General features: G+C 61.9%; 14 protein-coding genes. All 14 read left to right on the forward strand.

Annotation, left to right across the window (positions count from 1 at the left end):
* Nucleotides 1–62 precede the first annotated feature (62 nt).
* The 14 genes from G559_RS0101420 to fliG all read left to right on the forward strand — a co-directional run bounded on the left by G559_RS0101420 (nt 63) and on the right by fliG (nt 18356).
* On the forward strand, nt 63–791 hold the full coding sequence (locus G559_RS0101420) for a cephalosporin hydroxylase family protein (protein ID WP_028626531.1): 729 nt from the start codon (nt 63–65) through the stop codon (nt 789–791).
* Between the two features lie 35 nt (nt 792–826).
* Nucleotides 827–5821 carry a glycosyltransferase gene (locus G559_RS0101435; RefSeq protein ID WP_081667877.1) on the forward strand — a complete coding sequence of 1665 codons (4995 nt, stop codon included), beginning with the start codon at nt 827–829 and terminating at the stop codon, nt 5819–5821.
* Between the two features lie 304 nt (nt 5822–6125).
* Nucleotides 6126–7319, forward strand: a complete 1194-nt coding sequence (locus tag G559_RS0101440) for a flagellin (RefSeq protein ID WP_028626535.1) — start codon at nt 6126–6128, stop codon at nt 7317–7319.
* Nucleotides 7320–7400: 81 nt separating this feature from the next.
* A complete protein-coding gene (locus G559_RS0101445) occupies nt 7401–7763 on the forward strand; it encodes a flagellar protein FlaG (protein ID WP_028626536.1) in 363 nt (120 codons plus the stop codon).
* A gap of 96 nt (nt 7764–7859) precedes the next feature.
* Nucleotides 7860–9302 (forward strand): flagellar filament capping protein FliD, encoded by a 1443-nt coding sequence (gene fliD, locus G559_RS0101450; RefSeq protein WP_028626537.1) that lies wholly within the window; start codon nt 7860–7862, stop codon nt 9300–9302.
* A 3-nt stretch (nt 9303–9305) separates the two neighbouring features.
* Entirely contained in the window at nt 9306–9704 is a 399-nt protein-coding gene (fliS, locus tag G559_RS0101455) for a flagellar export chaperone FliS (RefSeq protein ID WP_028626538.1), read from the forward strand.
* An 84-nt stretch (nt 9705–9788) separates the two neighbouring features.
* The gene (gene fliS / locus G559_RS0101460; protein WP_028626539.1) at nt 9789–10169 is read left to right on the forward strand and encodes a flagellar export chaperone FliS; all 381 of its coding nucleotides are present in this window, start codon (nt 9789–9791) and stop codon (nt 10167–10169) included.
* A 28-nt stretch (nt 10170–10197) separates the two neighbouring features.
* Complete coding sequence (locus G559_RS0101465) at nt 10198–10494, forward strand: hypothetical protein (protein WP_028626540.1); 297 nt, start codon at nt 10198–10200, stop codon at nt 10492–10494.
* Between the two features lie 218 nt (nt 10495–10712).
* Nucleotides 10713–12185 carry a sigma-54 dependent transcriptional regulator gene (locus tag G559_RS0101470; protein WP_028626541.1) on the forward strand — a complete coding sequence of 491 codons (1473 nt, stop codon included), beginning with the start codon at nt 10713–10715 and terminating at the stop codon, nt 12183–12185.
* A 110-nt stretch (nt 12186–12295) separates the two neighbouring features.
* Nucleotides 12296–13501 (forward strand): sensor histidine kinase, encoded by a 1206-nt coding sequence (locus G559_RS0101475; RefSeq protein ID WP_028626542.1) that lies wholly within the window; start codon nt 12296–12298, stop codon nt 13499–13501.
* Nucleotides 13502–13507: 6 nt separating this feature from the next.
* Entirely contained in the window at nt 13508–14923 is a 1416-nt protein-coding gene (fleR, locus tag G559_RS0101480; protein WP_028626543.1) for a sigma-54-dependent response regulator transcription factor FleR, read from the forward strand.
* 298 nt (nt 14924–15221) lie between these two features.
* On the forward strand, nt 15222–15554 hold the full coding sequence (gene fliE, locus G559_RS0101485; RefSeq protein ID WP_028626544.1) for a flagellar hook-basal body complex protein FliE: 333 nt from the start codon (nt 15222–15224) through the stop codon (nt 15552–15554).
* A 14-nt stretch (nt 15555–15568) separates the two neighbouring features.
* Nucleotides 15569–17347 (forward strand): flagellar basal-body MS-ring/collar protein FliF, encoded by a 1779-nt coding sequence (gene fliF, locus G559_RS0101490; protein WP_028626545.1) that lies wholly within the window; start codon nt 15569–15571, stop codon nt 17345–17347.
* On the forward strand, nt 17340–18356 hold the full coding sequence (fliG, locus tag G559_RS0101495) for a flagellar motor switch protein FliG (RefSeq protein WP_028626546.1): 1017 nt from the start codon (nt 17340–17342) through the stop codon (nt 18354–18356). The genes fliF and fliG overlap by 8 nt, the downstream gene beginning before the upstream one ends.
* Nucleotides 18357–18359 lie beyond the last annotated feature (3 nt).

Consider the following 18359-nt stretch of genomic DNA (forward strand, 5'->3'; position numbering starts at 1 on the left):
TGATCTTGCCGGCTGCTGGTAGAGCATGGTTTTCAACATCATTTTCCGGAGAGACTTCCTGCATGAACGCGACTGACCCGTTCGATTCAGATATGCAGACTCAGATCGAGGGCCTCAAGGCTGACCGAGATGTTCAGGCGCTGTCGCGCATCTGGCTGCGTGAGACTTCACCTCACCGCTATGTCTACAACTTTAAGTGGATGGGGCGGCCGATCATCCAGTTTCCCCAGGACATGATGGCGATGCAGGAGATCGTCTGGGCCACCCGTCCGGACCTGATCATCGAGACCGGCGTGGCACACGGGGGATCGGTCCTCTACTACGCGTCCCTGCTCGAGCTGATGGGGCATGGCGAAGTCATTGGCATCGACATCGAGATCCGTGCACATAACCGCAAAGCCATCGAAGAACATCCAATGAATCGCCGCTTGCGGTTGATCGAGGGCTCCTCCATCGACCCGAACGTGATCGCGCAGGTGCAAGAGCTCGCGAAAGGCAAACGGGCAATAGTGGTGCTCGACTCCAACCATTCCCATGACCACGTTCTGGCAGAGCTGCGCGCGTACGCCCCTCTGGTCTGCAAGGGCGGGTACTGCGTTGTGATGGATACGGTGGTAGAGGACTTGCCCGCGTCGCTGATCGCCGAGGGTAGGCCCTGGAGCCTTGGAAACAACCCAAAGACGGCGGTTCACGAATTCCTCAAGGAAAGCGACGAGTTTGTTATCGACAGAGATCTCGAGGCGAAGTTGTTGATAACCGTCGCGCCGGATGGCTACCTGAAGCGAATTTGAAGTTCTGCGTTTATTAAATAATTGATGGGTGTGCTATGCAGCAGCCGATGTTGACGGTGGTTGTGACCTCCTACAACTATTCGAGATACATATCTCGATGTGTTGAAAGCATTCTGGATCAGGACTTCTCAGATTTTGAGTTGCTCATCCTGGACAACAACTCGACGGATGACACGGTCGAGATCGTTTCTGAGTACCTGAAGGATGAGCGGGTTCGGTTGATTCAGCATGAGCAGAATATTGGTGTATGCCTGAATTTCAGCCTGGCCTTCCAGGCCGGTACCGGGCGTTACCTGTCTATCGTCAGTGCGGATGACTGTCTGTTGCCTGGGCACTTTTCCCGCCTCGTCGGATCATTGCAGGAGAACCCATCCTGTGTGCTTGCCTATTCACCCATCATGCTTATGGACGCCGCCGGAGATCTGCAGGGTGCGCAGAAGCATCCGGGGTATGCCAAGACTTCGTATCAGGGGGGGAGGAGCGAGTTCGTAGATCTGCTTGCCTATGATTGCTATGTGACATTGTGCGGGGTTGTATTTGATCGCGAAAAGATAGCGAGTGATCTTTATTTAAATATTGACGCGTGGGGTGGGGCAGACTGGGAACTGTTTGTCAGACTTGCACTGAAGTACAAGGACTTTGCATTCGAAGTGGCCCCAGGGTCCTGTTATCGATCGCATGATAGCCAGTACTCGCGTACGAATTTCTATGGTTCCTTGGAACCGCTCTATACGCATCTTTTCATTTTGGAAAGATATGCGGACGAACTGCTACGTGATCATGCTTCCGCTGCAGCGAACGTTGCAGGATATCTGCGTATACGCATGGCGCAATACGACAGCTCCGTCTATGCGCATATCCAGCAGCGCCTGACATCTGTGCTCGACAAGCTGGAAGGAACCGCAGCAGCCGGTGTTCCCACGGACGGGAATGCCCTGATGGTCGTCGCAGTGCCTTCCTCGGGCGAAGCGGTAGTTGGCGATGAAACGTGGCGCGAGATATCGGACACTGCTGGCGACACGCTGTTCTTGAACGGGTGCACTCATGAAGGCTTGGCTTCGATAAGCGAAGAGGTCAAAGGCGCGTCCTGCCAGCATCTCCTGCTTGCTGAACCAGGCTTTGTACCGGACATGCGGCAACTCGTGTCGGCCCGAGAGCACCTCGACCGGAATGAGGACACTGCCGCAATCTGTTTCACAAAGGGCGATTGGGCGGGTGCGCACGCATCCTTCGATTGGTCGATCGGCGCACAAGCCGGGGCCGTACTGTGTCGAAAGTCGACTTTCGTCAAAGTGGGCGGCTACTCACCGGCAATGGTCCTTGGCGGCGGGCTGTGGGATTTCCTGATCAAGGTTTTACGCAGTGGATATGAGGTGCAGGCCCGCGCCCTGCCTTTCGACTCGCGCATTGACAGCGTGGACAGCGGACTTGCGTGGGCCTCTGTCGTCTTCAGGAACACCGAGTGCTTTGCTTCCGAGGAAATCATCCGTGCTGCCGGCCTGCTGCTGGAGAGCAAGGATGAGTGGTCAAACAAGGTCAACGAGGTCCTCCAACTTTCCCCTTCCTGTGGGTCTGCGCATTTCATGATTCAGTTAGGAGGGAAGAGCGCTGGACAGAAGTCTTCCTCTCCTTACTTTTCGGTGGTGCTGACCACTTTCAACCGCGCCAACCTCCTGCGTGATGCATTGGATAGCCTCGCTGCACAGCGATTCACCGATTTTGAGGTGATTCTGGTCAACGACAATGGTGAGCCGGTTGAGTCCATACTCACCGGCTATGACTTCCCCATAACCTACATCCGTCAGGGGCGTAACCGAGGTCCGGCCGCTGCCCGCAATGCGGCATTGCGCCTTGCTCGTGGCGAATATGTCGTGTACTTGGATGACGACGATCTGTTCCTCCCGAACCATTTGAAGGAACTGGTCCAGGCGATTGGAACCCATCCCGAGACTGTTGTGTACACCGATGCGGTTTTCATCACCGAGACTATCGACGGAGGCAGGCGGATCGAGCTGGCTCGTGAGCAACGATACGCTCATCACGGCTATTCCAAAGAGCGCTTGCTAGTCAATAACTACATTCCGATTAATACCTTCGCTTGTCCGCGGTCGCTTGCTCTCGCAGTTGGTGATTTCGATGAATCTTTGGCGGGGCTGGAAGATTGGGACTTCTTGATGCGGCTTGCGGCGCGCACGACGTTTCGGCACGTTCGTAGTGAAACGGTCGAAGTGCGGATGCGCCAGGTTGAGCCGGCCCGTCGCTCGGAGCAGGCATTAAAGGACTATCCGGCACTGTATCGCGAACTCTACTCGCGCCATTCCGATGGCGGCAGCGTTGCGGTGCGTGCTGGTCGGGACGAGATGCTGCGGCGGATAGGGGGATTAGGGACGGGAGTTCGTCTTCAGGACTGGCTGACGAAGCGTTCGCTGACTACCGTCCAACAGCGCTTAGTGGAGGAACGCCTGGCCCATTGCGGCGAGGGACCTTCCGTCGGGGTCGTGATGCTCGACCTCAAGGGCGACAAAGCGGCGCTGGCTGCCACCCTGGCGTCCCTCAATCCGTCGCGCCTGACCTATTGCAATATTCAGCCGTTGCTGCTGACCGTTGCGCAATCGGCTGCGGACGGCTTCTGCGGTCGGATCGTCGAGATATCTCCGGATGCCTGGGTGATGCCGCTCAACCAGGCGCTGCAGACCGCCGATTTCGACTGGCTCGTCCTAGTCAACGCCGGCGAGGAGCTAACGCCCAACGGTCTGCTGATGGCGTGCCTGGAATTGCTGACGGCGCCCGATTGCCGGGCTGTGTATTGCGACCAGATGTACCGTCAGGCGAATGGCGATCTGGGCGCCGCCTTCCGACCGGCATTCAACCTCGACTACCTGCTCAGCTTCCCGGCGGGCATGGCCCATCACTGGTTGTTCCGTCGGGATGTGCTGCTCGAGGCCGGCGGTTTCGATGCGGGGCTCCCACGGGCGGTGGAGCTGGACATGATTTTGCGGCTGATCGGCTCTGGCGGACTTGCCGGGCTCGGACACATCGCCGAGCCGCTGCTCATCACCGATGCGCCGGCCGTATTCGACATCGAAGATGAGCGCGTGGCGATCCTGCGTCATCTACAGGAGCGGGGCTACGAGCAACCCAGGATCGAATCCAGTGAGCCGGGGCAGTATTGCGTCTACTACGGGCACTCGCAGCAGCCGATGGTGTCGTTGCTGGTCCTGGCTGGCAGCCATCTGGCGCGACTGCAACGTTGTGTGGAAAGCCTGCTGGAAACGACCCGTTATCCGCACTACGAACTGTTGCTGATCGAGAGCGATCCTTCGGCGGGCGAGGTCAGGGACTGGCTGAAGGCTCTCGAAGGCATGGGTGAGGCGCGCCTAAGGACCGTCTGGCCTGCTGCTGCGCAACTCGGTGTGGCTGCTGCGCTGAATCTGGCGGCCGGCCAGGCGAAGGGCGAATACCTGCTCATGCTTTCGCCGGACACGGCGGTGATCGATGAGCAGTGGCTGGACGAGTTGGTCAATCACGCCCAGCGTCCGGAAGTCGGCGTGGTTGGGGGTAAGCTCCTTGCCGCGGATGGCACGATTCGCCATGCAGGGCTGATACTCGGCCTGGAAGGGCCGGTGGGGCGCCCGTTCGTAGGCGAATCCCCGAACGCCCCTGGCTACCTGCAGCGCCTGCAGGTCGACCAGGACTACAGCGCTGTGAGCCGGGACTGCTTGATGATTGCCCGGGAGCTGTACGAGGCCCTTGGCGGAATCGCTGAAGACCTGCCGGAGCGCTACGTCGACGCGGACATTTGCCTGCGTGCCCGGCAGGCGGGCTACCTGACGGTCTGGGCGGCGAGCGCGAAACTGATGCTCGATGCGGACGAGACGCCCGTTGCCTCCGGGGATGAGCAGGATGCCTTCTATGCTCGGTGGTTGCCGGTGCTGGCTCGCGACCCGGCGTACAACCCCAACTTCTCGCTGGCCCAGCCAGGCGGCTTCAAACTGGCCGACACCGCGCTGTCCTGGCGTCCGCTTTCTTCCTGGAAGCCGCTGCCGACAGTGCTGGCCCATCCGGCGGACCAGTTCGGCTGTGGTCACTACCGCGTCATGCAGCCCTTCGCGGCCCTGCAACAGGCAGGGATGGTCGACGGTGCGCTGTCGATGGGGCTGATGCACGTGACCGATCTGGAGCGCTATGCGCCGGACACTATCGTGCTGCAACGGCAGATCGGCGACGAGCGTCTGGAGGCGATGCGCCGGATGAAGGCTTTCTCCGGGGCATTCAAGGTCTACGAGCTGGACGACTATCTGCTGAACCTGCCCATGAAGAGCGCGCACCGCCAGCACATGCCCAAGGACATCCTCAAGTCCCTGCGGCGCGGCCTGGGGTTCGTCGATCGCTTCGTGGTATCCACCGAGCCGCTCGCCGAGGCCTTTGCCGGCATGCACGATGACATCCTGGTGGTCGAGAACCGTCTGCCGGTCGGCTGGTGGCAGGGGCTGCAGGGCCAGCGTCGGGTTTCCGCCAAGCCGCGAGTGGGCTGGGCGGGTGGTTCGAGCCATACCGGCGACCTGGAACTGATCGAGGACGTTGTGAAAGCGTTGGCGAACCAAGTGGAGTGGGTCTTCTTCGGCATGTGTCCGGAGTCCATGCGCCCCTACGTCCACGAGTTCCACCCCGGTGTGGCCATCGAGCAGTATCCGGCGGCGCTGGCGCGCTTGAACCTGGATCTGGCCCTGGCTCCGGTCGAGTTGAACCTGTTCAACGAGTGCAAGAGCAACCTGCGTCTGCTGGAGTACGGCGCCTGCGGTTTCCCGGTGATCTGCAGTGACATCCGCTGCTATCAGGGCGACCTGCCGGTGACCCGCGTGAAGAACCGCTTCAAGGACTGGGTGGAGGCAATCCATATGCACCTGGCTGACCTGGATGCCACTGCCCGCATGGGTGACGAGCTCCAGACCGTGGTTCGCCGGGACTGGATGCTGGAAGGTCGCAACCTTGAGCTCTGGCTCAAGGGCTGGACGCCCGGTTCGCTCTAAAGCTCCTGGCGTCGAAGCCGTCAAGGCCCCGCATGTGCGGGGCCTTGTCGTTTCCGGACGTGGGCAGGGCATCCTGCCGGATCGGTCAGCATCCCCCTAAAGTTTTCCGGAGGGTGGTCGAAAAGCTGACTGGATGGCGGACGTTGGCGTGGCAAGCCTCGGGCAAGAAATTTTTTTGAACGCCCCTAAAGCTTCCTCCGACACCGCCGATACGAAGTACGAATGCGAACTTTACGGGTGCCTGGGCGATGCCCACCCAAGGTCGCAAGCTCAGGCAAACAAGCAGTCCTCGGAGGACACCACCATGGCTTTGACCGTCAACACGAACATTGCTTCGCTCAACACCCAGCGCAACCTGAACACCTCCTCCCGTGCGCTGGACACTTCCCTGCAACGTCTGTCCACCGGTTCCCGCATCAACAGCGCCAAGGACGACGCCGCCGGCCTGCAGATCGCCAACCGTCTGAGCAGCCAGATCAACGGCCTCGGCGTTGCGGTGAAGAACTCCAACGACGGTATCTCCATGGCGCAGACCGCTGAAGGCGCCCTGCAACAGTCCACCAGCATCCTGCAGCGTATGCGTGACCTGGCCCTGCAATCGTCCAACGGTTCCAACAGCACCGAAGAACGCAAGGCCCTGAACGACGAAGTGACCGAGCTGAAGAAAGAGCTGGATCGTATTTCCAACACCACCACCTTCGGTGGTCGCAAACTCCTCGATGGCACCTTCGGCACCACCACCTTCCAGGTGGGCAGCGCCGCCAACGAAACCATCAGCGTCAAGATCGACGAGATGAGCACCGAGTCCCTGGAAGCTACCTTCAGTTCCGGTTCCGTCACTTCCGGCTCCGTTGCCACCGCTCCGGCCAGTGCTTCCGGCGCCATTGCCATCTCCGTCACCATGGCCGGCGGCCAGGCTCGTACCTTCAGCGCCACTTACGCCAGCGGTGCCACCGCTGCCGAGCAGGTGCAGGCCCTGGCTACCGTCATCAACGACGCCAACATCGGCGTAGGTGCCTTCGTCAACGACTCGGGCGACATCGACCTGGTTTCGTCGCTGACCTCCGGCTCCGCCGAAGGCAACATCCAGAACCTGACCTTCGCTTCGGGCGCCAGCGTCGCAGCTGCCGAAACCGCTGCCGGTACCGGTGCTAACCTGGCCATCTCCTCCGTGACCGATGACAACCAGGTGAAGGACATCGACCTGACAGAGGTGAAGTCTTCCCAGGAAGCTGTGATCATCATCGACCAGGCCATCCAGTCCATCGACGCCCAGCGCGCCAGCCTCGGTGCTGTGCAGAACCGCTTCGAGAACACCATCTCGAACCTGCAGAACATCGGTGAGAACGTATCGGCCGCCCGCGGTCGTATCCAGGACACCGACTTCGCAGCAGAAACGGCTAACCTGACCAAGAACCAGATCCTGCAACAGGCAGGTACCTCGATCCTGGCCCAGGCCAACCAGCTGCCGCAGGCGGTCCTCAGCCTCCTGGGCTAAGGCCCGGACGAGGCAAGGCGTTGAACGCGGGGGGAAGTGCTTGGCGCTTCCCCCCTTCTTGCCATTTGTGAGGTGAGCACAATGGATATCGGAATAGTCAACCTGACGGGGAAGGGCGTGAATGCCACTCCGGCCGGCAATGCGCAGGTTCGCGGGCCAGCGGAGAAGGAAAGCCCCGAGAAGGTTTCCGAGCAGGCACGGAAAAAGTCCGAGGCCGAAGAGCGCGAGCCGGTAGAAGCCGCCGCCTCCAGCATCCAGGAGTTCGTCCAGAGCATTCGCCGCAACCTGAACTTTGACGTTGACGACAGCAGTGGCCGGGTCGTGGTGCAGGTGACCGATTCGGAATCGGGTGAGGTCATTCGCCAGATTCCTTCGGAGGATGCGCTGAAACTGGCGGAAAGCTTGTCGGAAATGCGCAGCCTGCTGTTCAAGGCCGAGGCCTGATACATCGGCTGGTACTTGCGTGCGACATGGCACGTTTCTTGACTGCCTTATCGAACATTGCAGCAGGCGTCAGACGATTGGCGAGGTAACGGAAAAATGGCTGGCATAACCGGACTCGGTTCGAACATCGACATCGACAGCATCGTGAAGGCCCTTGTGGACGCCGAAAGAGCGCCCAAGGAAGCCCAGCTGACCCGAGTGGAAAAGACCGCTACATCGAAGTTCTCCGCGGTCGGCCAGCTTAAGAGTGCCATTAGCGAGTTCCAGACCGCGCTGAAGGACCTCAACTCCAGCGACCTGTTCGCCAAGCGCTCGGCCAAGTCCAGCAACACCGACCTGGCGACCGTTACCGCCACCAATAAAGCGAGTTCGGGGACCTATCAGGTCACCGTTGAGAAACTTGCTACCGCCAGCAAGGTCGGCACCGCCACCTTCGCCAAGAACGCCACCGCAGCCGCAGCCGGTACGCTCACCGTCAAGCTCGGACCCAGTGATCGCGGCGTTGACGTGCAGGTCGCTGCTGGCGCCACTCTTTCCGAGATACGTGACAGCCTGAATACCGCGCTCAAGGACAAGGGCGTCAGCGCCAACATCGTCAGCAACCCGGCGGATGGCTCATCGCGCCTGGTGCTCAGTTCCAATACCACGGGCGCGGGCAAGGATATCTATGTCCAGGCCTCTGCCGGACTCGAAGCCTTCCGCATCGGCAACTTCGCCGACAACGATCCGACTTCCAGCCCCACCGGTGCCCTGACCGCGCTGGACGGAAACAATGCCGCTAGCAGTGGCTACATCTCTCAGGCCCAGGATGCGGAATTCACGATCGACGGCCTGAGCCTGCGCAGCGCCAGCAATACAGTGTCCGACGCGATTTCCGACGTCACCCTCAACCTGGTCAGTGCTGAGCCCGGCAAAAAGTTCAAGGTAACGGTCGAGCAGGACACCGCGACCGTGAAGGGCAACATCAAGAAGTTCGTCGATGCCTATAACAAGCTGATGGGGGTGACCAAGACGCTGACGTCGGTGACCTCGGTCGGTGAGGACAAGGCTCCCGTGACTGGCGCCCTCGTGGGCGATGCCACGGTGCGCTCGGTGGTGTCCACCGTGCGCAACGAACTGGTGAATCCGTCGGGTCAGAAGGATGGCATCTCCTTGCTGTCCGACCTGGGTATAACCACCCAGAAGGACGGTACGCTGAAGATTGAAGACTCGAAACTCGACAAGGTCCTCAGCACCCAGTACGAGGCCGTCGCTGGTTTCTTCACTGGCGAGAACGGGCTGACTGCTCGCATGAATTCGAAGCTGGACGCCTATACCGGGACAGGGGGCATCCTCGCCAAGCGCCAGGACGGCCTGCAGGACACCCTCGATTCGGTCACGGACCAGCGCACCAAGCTCAACCAGCGAATCGAACAGGTCCAGAAGCGCCTGTACGCCCAGTACAACGCCATGGACTCCCTGATCGCCAGCCTGACCCAGACCAGTGACCGGCTGAGCCAGGCGCTTTCCAACCTTCCCGGCGTAGTCAAGCAGAGCTAAGTAATGGCCAATCCAATCGATACCTACAAGCAGGTCAAGACCAGCCAGGAAGTTACTCCCTACCGTGCGGTGCAGCTGCTGCTGGATGGCGCGCTGGAGCGCCTGTCCCTTGCTCGTCACGGCCTGGAGACCGGTAATCCGGAAGTGCGTGGCATGGCGGTCGGCTCGACCCTCAGCATCATCGGTGTGCTCCAGGCCAGCCTGGACAAGCAGCTCGGTGGCGAGATCGCCGAGAATCTCGATGCCCTCTACGACTACATGACCCGTCGCCTGTCTCGCGTCGCGCTGGACAGCTCGCCGCGTCCCATTGACGAGGTCGAGACGCTTCTGCTGGAGATCAAGCAGGCGTGGGATTCCATCGGTCCGGAAGTGGAAGCACCGGTCGCTGCGGAAATTTCCTGATATCCGCAAAGCTGCGGGCTAAAGCTCTCGCGGGTGCTGCCGATACATTAGGTATCCAAGCCCGACACACGAGCGAGAGCGAACATGAACGCGATGGCGGCCCTCAAGCAGTACCAGTCCGTGAACACCCAGGCCCAGGCCGTGGATGCCAGCCCCCATCGGCTGATCCAGATGCTCATGGAAGGCGGCCTGACGCGCCTCGCCCAAGCCCGTGGCGCCATCGAGCGTGGTCAGCTGGCGCAAAAAGGCGAGCTGATCGGCAAGGCAATCGCTATCATTGGCGGTCTGCGTGATGGCCTGAACTTCGAGCAGGGCGGCGATATCGCGGCCAACCTCGATGCACTCTACGAGTACATGGTGTCCCGCCTGCTCGAAGCGAACCTGAAAAGCGACGCTGCGCTGGTGGATGAAGTAGCAGGGTTGTTGCGTAACGTGAAAACCGGATGGGATGGCATCGCCCAGTGATGCCGTCCGGGTTGGCAGGAGAATTCCAATGAATGCATCAGTCCAGCGTCTTGAAGCAACCGGCAGCGCTCTGCGTGATGCGCTGGCTCGTCAGGACTGGGCAGCCATCGGTGAGCTGGACCAGCTCTGCCGTCAGGTGGTCGATGACGCCATGGTCGATGCGGTGGATGATGTCGAGGCGCTCGGCAGTCGCCTGCAAGAACTGCTTGGCCTTTATCGCGAGCTGGTTTCCATCTGTCAGTCGGAGCAGCAACGTATTGCGGGTGAGCTGGTCCAGCTCAATCAGGCCCAACAGGGCGCCAAGGTCTACAAGCTGTTCGGCTGATGGCGCTGCGATTCCCATCTGCCACTAGTTCGATACTGCTCCGACAACCGCTTAGCCATTCCGTCGGCTGAACCAAAAAAAGCACGCCATAAAATTGACTCGGCAAGGGTTTTTCACTTTACTAGTGGCCAATTGCCGGTCGATCCTCCTTTCGAGATGCACCGTCTGCCCATGCGCCGTGGAAAACGGCGTTCAGCCCTAAAAGCAAGAACCAGACAATGTGGCGTGAAACCAAGATTCTGCTGATCGACGACAATAGCGATCGCCGCCGCGACTTCGCGGTGATCCTGAATTTCCTCGGTGAAGAGTACCTGGACTGCGGCAGTGATGACTGGCGCGACGTGACGGGACCCTTGAGCTCCAGCCGCGACGTCTTGTGCGTCATGCTGGGCGAGGTCGGTGCCAAGGGCGGTGCGCTCGAACTGATCAAGCAGTTGCTGGCCTGGGATGAGTTCCTGCCGGTCCTGCTGATCGGTGACCAGGTCCAGGCCGACTGGCCTGAAGACCTTCGCCGTCGCCTGCTGGCCAGCCTGGAGACGCCGCCCAGCTACAACAAGCTGCTCGACTCCCTGCATCGCGCCCAGGTCTACCGCGAAATGTACGACCACGCCCGCGAGCGTGGCCGCCAGCGCGAACCCAACCTGTTCCGTAGCCTGGTGGGCACCAGTCGTGCCATCCAGCAGGTCCGCCAGATGATGCAGCAGGTGGCCGACACTGACGCCAGCGTGCTGATCCTGGGCGAGTCCGGTACCGGCAAGGAAGTGGTGGCGCGTAACCTTCACTACCATTCCAAGCGTCGCGAAGCGCCATTCGTACCGGTCAACTGCGGCGCCATCCCGGCGGAGCTGCTGGAAAGCGAACTCTTCGGCCACGAGAAGGGTGCTTTCACTGGCGCCATCACCAGCCGGGCAGGGCGCTTCGAGTTGGCCAACGGCGGCACCCTGTTCCTCGACGAGATCGGCGACATGCCGCTGCCGATGCAGGTCAAGTTGTTGCGAGTGCTGCAGGAACGCACCTTCGAGCGCGTGGGTAGCAACAAGACCCAGAACGTCGACGTGCGCATCATCGCGGCCACCCACAAGAACCTCGAACAGATGATCGAGGCGGGCAGCTTCCGCGAAGACCTTTATTACCGCCTCAACGTTTTCCCCATCGAGATGGCGCCGTTGCGCGAGCGTGTGGAAGACATCCCGCTGCTGATCAACGAACTCATCTCGCGCATGGAGCACGAGAAGCGCGGCTCCATCCGCTTCAACTCCGCCGCCATCATGTCGCTGTGCAACCACGACTGGCCGGGCAACGTCCGTGAATTGGCCAACCTGGTTGAGCGCATGGCGATCATGCATCCCTACGGCGTCATCGGCGTTAGCGAGTTGCCGAAGAAATTCCGCCATGTGGATGATGAGGACGAGCAACTCAAGGCCAGCCTGCGCGAAGAGATCGAAGAGCGTTCAGCCATCGGCGCCGGTCTTCCGGGTGTTGCCGCGCCAGCGCTGCTGCCGCCCGAAGGCCTGGATCTCAAGGATTACCTCGGCAACCTGGAGCAGGGCCTGATCCAGCAAGCACTGGACGACGCCTCCGGGGTCGTGGCCCGTGCCGCCGAGCGTCTGCGCATTCGCCGTACCACCCTGGTGGAGAAGATGCGCAAGTACGGCATGAGCCGTCGCGACGAGGAATTGGCGGAAGAATAATTCCGCTTTTTCCAAGTCGTTGTTTTTAAAGGATTAAATTTTAGGCACGGGTATTGCTATATCTCCCTCGACCGACCGTCTGCTGACGGTCGATGGAGCGAGAGAAGAGCATGAGCCACGCCGTTACGCCCGCACAGAATCCGGAAACCGCCCCCGTCGAACAGGCCAGTCGCGCGGGTCTTGAACAAGCCTTTGCGCTGTTCAACCAGATGTCGACCCAGCTCAGCGAGTCCTACAGCCTGTTGGAAGCGCGGGTCACCGAGCTGAAGGGCCAATTGGCCCTGGTCAGTGCCCAGCGCATGCAGGAGCTGGCGGAAAAGGAGCGGCTCGCCAACCGCCTGCAGAGCCTGTTGGACCTGCTACCCGGCGGCGTCATCGTGATCGATGGGCAGGGCGTGGTGCGCGAAGCCAATCCCGTGGCGCGCAACCTGCTCGGCCAACCCCTGGTGGGCATGCTCTGGCGCGAAGTGATCGCGCGTAACTTCGCCCCGCGCGAAGACGATGGCCATGAAATCTCCCTCAAGGATGGACGCCGTCTTTCCATTGCCACCCGCTCCCTGAATGCCGAGCCTGGCCAACTGGTTCTGCTCACCGACCTGACGGAAACCCGTCGCCTGCAGGATCAGCTTTCCCGCCACGAACGCCTTTCTGCCCTGGGGCGCATGGTCGCCTCCCTGGCTCACCAGATCCGCACGCCGCTGTCTGCGGCCTTGCTCTATGCCAGTCACCTGACCCAGCAGGTGCTGCCAACGGATCAGCAGCAGCGCTTTGCTGGTCGTCTCAAGGAGCGGCTGCATGAGTTGGAGCACCAGGTTCGCGACATGCTGGTGTTCGCCCGTGGCGAGCTGCCGCTACCGGACCGCCTGGCGCCGTCGGCGCTGTTCTCCGCCCTGCGCGCGTCGGCCGAGTCCCATGTGCAAGGCAAGGACGTGCGTTGGCAGTGCGACCTCGCCGAGGGCGAACTGCTGTGTAATCGCGACACCCTGGTCGGTGCGATGCTCAACCTGATCGAGAACGCCAACCAGGCCGCCGGTCGCGAACTGCGCCTCAAGGTCCACCTCTACCGGCGCGGTGGCGATCTGCACCTGACCATCAGTGACAACGGCCCCGGTATCGACGCCGCCACCCTGGCGCGCCTGGGCGAACCCTTCTTCACCACCAAGACCACCGGCACCGGACTCGGGCTGGCCGTGGTCAAGGCGGTGGCGCGTGCCCACCAGGGCGAGCTGCGGCTGCGCTCGCGTCCCGGTCGCGGTACTTGCGCCACCCTGGTCCTGCCGCTGATTCCCGCGGCACATTCGGTTTTTCAGGAGTAAAGGACGATGACTGCCAAAATTCTGCTGGTCGAAGACGACCGCGCCCTGCGTGAAGCCCTGGCGGACACCTTGCTGATCGGCGGCTACGACTACCGTGCGGTGGACTGCGCCGAGGCTGCCCTGGTGGCGCTGGGTGAGGAGTCCTTCGGGCTGATGGTCAGCGACGTCAACATGCCCGGCATGGACGGCCACCAACTTCTGGCCATCGTCCGTCAGCGCTACCCGCAGTTGCCGGTGTTGCTGATGACCGCCTTCGGCGCCGTGGAGCGCGCGGTGGATGCCATGCGCCAGGGCGCCGCCGATTACCTGGTGAAACCCTTCGAACCCAATACCCTGTTGGATCTTGTGGCGCGGCATGCCTTGGGGCGTGTGAGTCAGGCCATCAGCGACGGCCCCGTAGCCCTGGAGCCAGCCAGCCGCCAGTTGCTCGAACTGGCCGCGCGCGTGGCACGCAGCGATTCCACTGTGCTGATCTCGGGTGAGTCCGGCACCGGCAAGGAGGTGTTGGCGCAGTACATCCACCAGCAGTCCACCCGGGCCAACGGTCCCTTCATCGCCATCAACTGTGCAGCCATTCCGGACAACATGCTGGAAGCCACCCTGTTCGGTCATGAGAAGGGCGCCTTCACCGGTGCCATCGCCAGCGCGCCGGGCAAGTTCGAACTGGCAGACGGCGGCACCATCCTACTTGATGAAATTTCCGAAATGCCGCTGGGCCTGCAGGCCAAGTTGCTGCGTGTACTGCAGGAGCGTGAGGTGGAGCGAGTGGGCGCGCGCCGGCCGATCAGCCTGGATATCCGCGTGCTCGCCACCACTAACCGTGACCTCGCCGGCGAAGTGGCGGCTGGGCGTTTCCGGGAAGACCTTTACTACCGTCTTTCCGTGTTCCCCCTGGCTTGGCGCCCGCTGCGGGAGCGTCCGGCGGACATTCTGCCGCTGGCCGAGCGTCTGCTGGCCAAGCACGTCAAAAAAATGAATCACTCCGCCGTGCGCTTCTCCAGCGAAGCCCGGGAAGCGCTGCTGGCCCACGCTTGGCCGGGCAACGTGCGCGAGTTGGACAACGCCGTGCAGCGCGCGCTGATCCTGCAGCAGGGAGGGGTGGTGCAGCCTCACGACCTGTGCCTGACCGCCCCCATCGGCATGGCTATTGCGCCCGCCGCGCCGGCAGTCGCTCCGGTCACTGTTTCTGCGCCCGTGGTGCCGTTGCCGGTGGCTGCCGCGCCCGCCGAAGCGCCCAGTGCCCTGGGGGATGACCTGCGCCGCCACGAGTTCCAGATGATCATCGACACCCTGCGTTCCGAACGCGGCCGTCGCAAGGAAGCCGCCGAACGCCTGGGCATCAGCCCACGCACCCTGCGCTACAAGCTCGCGCAGATGCGCGATGCCGGCATGGACGTCGAGGCTTACCTCTACGCCAGTTGACGGCGGAAGTCAGCTCTCGTCGGAAGAGGTGGATGGCATTCCGCGAGCGAGGCGAAACCCATCATCCCGAACCGATGGGTTTCGCAGGCTCTACCCATCCTACGTTTGAAGCTATCCTGCGGCGCTTTTCCATCCACCAGCGGCGCGATGCCGGGGGGCGAATGGTGGATCGGTGAAGCGTGATCCACCCTTGCGGCTTCCCCGTAACACCCGTTCCTGAGCTTTTGGCACCCTTGTTGCAGATACCCCTTTATCGGACCGCGTAGCGTCAAAAAATCGCGGCAGTTGGAGGAATGTGATGAGCCAGGGTGTTGAATTCAATCGCCTGATGTTGGAAATGCGCTCCATGCAGATGGACGCGATGGCCCGTGCCAAGCCTGCCCCCGTGGCAGCGCCGGAGGCCGGAGCGCCGAGTTTTGCCGACATGCTCGGCCAGGCGGTCAACAAGGTCGCGGATACCCAGAAGGTCTCCACCGAAATGGCCACCGCGTTCGAGGTCGGGCAGAAGGGCGTTGACCTCACTGACGTCATGATCGCGTCGCAGAAGGCCAGCGTTTCCTTCGAGGCTATGACCCAGGTGCGGAACAAGCTGGTCCAGGCCTACCAAGACATCATGCAGATGCCGGTTTGAGGACGGATTGAGAAATGGCTGAAGCAGCTGTTGCAAAGGTCCCCGCCAAGGCAGATGCACCGGAAGAGAAGAAGCCGCTTTTCGGCCTGTCTTTCCTGGATAACCTCTCGCAGATGAGCATGCTGCGTCAGGTCGGCCTGCTGGTCGGCCTGGCCGCCAGTGTCGCGATCGGTTTTGCCGTGGTGCTCTGGTCGCAGCAGCCGGACTATCGCCCGTTGTACGGCAGCCTGTCGGGGATGGATGCCAACCAGGTGGTCGAAGCCCTGGGCGCCGCCGACATCCCCTACAAGATCGAGCCCAACTCCGGCGCCCTGCTGGTGAAGGCCGACGACCTCGCCCGTGCCCGCATGAAGCTTGCCGCCGCTGGCGTGGCGCCCAGCGACAACACCGTCGGCTTCGAGATTCTCGACAAGGAGCAGGGCCTCGGCACCAGCCAGTTCATGGAAGCCACCCGCTACCGTCGCGGCCTGGAAGGCGAGCTGGCGCGCACCATCTCCAGCCTGAACAACGTCAAGGGTGCGCGTGTGCACCTGGCCATTCCGAAGAGCTCGGTGTTCGTGCGTGACGAACGCAAACCCACGGCCTCCGTACTGGTTGAGCTCTACCCCGGCCGCAGCCTGGAGCCGAGCCAGGTGATGGCGATCGTCAACCTGGTGGCGACCAGCGTGCCGGAACTGGAGAAGTCCCAGGTCACCGTCGTCGACCAGAAGGGCAACTTGCTGTCCGACCAGCAGGAGTTGTCCGAGCTGACCATGGCCGGCAAGCAGTTCGACTACACCCGTCGCATGGAAACCCTTTACACCCAGCGCGTGCACAGCATCCTGCAGCCTGTGCTGGGCAGCGGTCGTTACAAGGCGGAGGTCTCGGCCGACGTCGATTTCAGCACCGTCGAATCCACCTCCGAGATGTTCAACCCGGACCAGCCAGCCCTGCGCAGCGAGCAGAAGCTTGCTGAAGAGCGGCAGAACAATGGCGGCCCGCAGGGCGTCCCCGGTGCCCTGTCGAACCAGCCCCCGGCACCCGGCGCCGCGCCGCAGCAGGCCACGGGCGCCGCAGCCGCGGGCGTGCAGCCGGGCCAACCGCTGCTGGATGACAACGGCCAGCAGATCATCGACCCGACCACCGGCAAGCCGATGCTCGCGCCGTATCCCACTGACAAGCGCGACCAGACCACGCGCAACTTCGAACTGGACCGCTCCATCAGCTACACCAAGCAGCAGCAGGGCCGCCTGCGTCGGCTTTCCGTCGCGGTGGTGCTGGACGACCAGGTCAAGGTCGACCCGCAAACCGGCGAAGCCACCCGGGTGCCCTGGACTGCCGACGAGATCACCCGCTTCACCCGTCTGGTCCAGGACTCGGTGGGTTACGACGCCAGCCGGGGCGACAGTGTCAGCGTGATCAACACCGCGTTCATCGCCGACGGCGCCGAAGAAGTCATCGACATTCCGTTCTACACCCAGCCCTGGTTCTGGGATGTGGTGAAGCAGGTGCTGGGTGTGCTCTTCATCCTGGTGCTGGTGTTCGGCGTGCTGCGTCCGGTGCTGAACAACATCAGCGGCGGCAAGGGCAAGGATCTTGAAGGCGGCCGCAACGGCGATGCCGACCTGGGCGAGATGGGGCTGTCCGGCGAGCTGTCGGATGACCGCGTCAGCCTTGGCGGACCGCAAAGCATCCTCCTGCCCAGTCCGAGCGACGGGTATGATGCGCAGCTCAATGCCATCAAGAACCTGGTGGCCGAAGATCCTGGCCGCGTGGCCCTGGTAGTCAAAGAATGGATCAACGCCGATGAGTGATAATCGCGCCCCTGCCAAGCTGAACAAGGTCGACAAGGCCGCCATTCTGCTGCTGTCCCTGGGCGAGACTGACGCTGCCCAGGTGCTCCGGCACATGGGGCCGAAGGAAGTGCAGCGGGTTGGCGTCGCCATGGCCCAGATGCGCAACATCCACCGTGAGCAGGTGGAGCAGGTGATGAGTGAGTTCGTCGAGATCGTCGGCGACCAGACCAGCCTGGGCGTCGGTGCCGACGGCTACATCCGCAAGATGCTCACCCAGGCCCTGGGTGAGGACAAGGCCAACAACCTGATCGACCGCATCCTGCTGGGCGGCAGCACCAGCGGCCTGGACAGCCTGAAGTGGATGGAACCGCGTGCCGTGGCTGACGTGATCCGCTACGAACACCCGCAGATCCAGGCCATCGTCGTCGCCTACCTGGACCCGGACCAGGCCGCCGAGGTGCTCAGCCATTTCGACCACAAGGTGCGCCTGGATATCGTCCTGCGCGTGTCGTCGCTGAACACCGTACAACCTTCGGCACTCAAGGAACTGAACCTGATCCTCGAGAAGCAGTTCGCCGGCAACGCCAGCACCACCCGTACCACCATGGGCGGCGTGAAGCGCGCGGCGGACATCATGAACTTCCTCGACAGCTCGGTCGAAGGCCAACTGATGGATTCCATCCGCGAAGTGGACGAAGACCTCTCGACCCAGATCGAAGACCTGATGTTCGTCTTCGACAACCTGGCCGATGTCGACGACCGCGGTATCCAGGCACTGCTGCGCGAGGTTTCTTCCGATGTGCTGGTGCTGGCCCTCAAGGGCTCGGATGAAGCCATCAAGGAAAAGGTCTTCAAGAACATGTCCAAACGTGCCGCTGAACTGCTGCGCGACGACCTGGAGGCCAAGGGCCCGGTCCGCGTCAGTGACGTGGAATCGGCGCAGAAGGAAATCCTTACCATCGCCCGCCGCATGGCCGAAGCCGGGGAAATCGTCCTCGGTGGCAAGGGCGGCGAAGAAATGATCTGAGGC

Origin of the sequence: Metapseudomonas resinovorans DSM 21078, assembly GCF_000423545.1 — a bacterium.
Classification (GTDB): domain Bacteria; phylum Pseudomonadota; class Gammaproteobacteria; order Pseudomonadales; family Pseudomonadaceae; genus Metapseudomonas; species Metapseudomonas resinovorans.